The sequence below is a fragment of the Pseudomonas sp. P7548 genome (genome assembly GCF_013386585.1).
Lineage (GTDB): Bacteria > Pseudomonadota > Gammaproteobacteria > Pseudomonadales > Pseudomonadaceae > Aquipseudomonas.
The window spans coordinates 1-960 of record NZ_JACARO010000198.1 but is presented as its reverse complement, the minus strand read 5'-3'; the positions used below and the strand labels follow the sequence as shown (position 1 = coordinate 960).

General features: G+C 61.6%; 1 protein-coding gene. It reads right to left on the bottom strand.

Annotated elements, in window-relative coordinates:
- Positions 1–48: 48 nt before the first annotated feature.
- Positions 49–960 (bottom strand): helicase-related protein (locus HX803_RS32215; protein WP_178926091.1); only part of this gene is annotated, 912 nt, incomplete at its 5' end.

Genomic DNA, 960 nt, shown 5'->3' with positions numbered 1-960 from the left:
AGCCAGCTCCCACATTGATTCGGTTCCCACAGTAAATAGGTGGGATTCTTACAGGATCCGCACGCGCAACGAACGGCCCTTGATCTTGCCGTCATTCAAACGCTGCAACGCCTGCTTGGCGATCCCGCGTTCAACGGCCACGAACGCCTGGAAATCAAAGATCGCGATCTTGCCCACCTGGGCACCCGGAATCCCGGCTTCACCGGTCAGTGCACCCAGGATGTCACCCGGGCGAACCTTGTCTTTACGGCCAGCCGCGATGCACAGGGTGCTCATCTGTGGCAGCAACGGACCACCGCTTTGCGGTTTGAGGTTGTCCAGTTGGTCCCAGTTCAGCGGGGTTTTCTGCAACTGCTCGATGGCCTGGGCGCGATGCGCTTCGGACGGAGCCACCAGGCTGATAGCGATGCCGGTCTCACCGGCGCGGCCCGTACGGCCCACGCGGTGGATGTGGATTTCCGAGTCGCGGGCCAGTTCGACGTTGATCACCATGTCCAGCGAGTCGATGTCCAAGCCGCGTGCGGCGACGTCGGTAGCAACCAATACCGAGGTGCTGCGGTTGGCGAACATCGCCAGCACCTGGTCGCGGTCGCGCTGTTCCAGGTCGCCGTGCAGGCCAACGGCGGAAATACCCTTGGCCGTCAGGTGATCCACGGTTTCCTGCACTTGCTGCTTGGTAAAGCAGAACGCCACGCAGGAGGCCGGACGGAAGTGCGCCAGTACCTTGGTCACGGCGTCCATGCGCTCTTCCGGCGAGATCTCGTAGAAACGCTGCTCGATCTGGTCATCGGAGTGGAACGCTTCGGCCTTCACCTGTTGCGGCGCGCGCATGAACTTTGAGGCCAATTGCTTGATGCTCACCGGGTAGGTGGCCGAAAACAGCAGGGTCTGGCGGCGTGGCGGGGTCTTGCTGATGATGTCTTCGATGGCGTCGTAGAAACCCATGTCGAGCATGCGGTC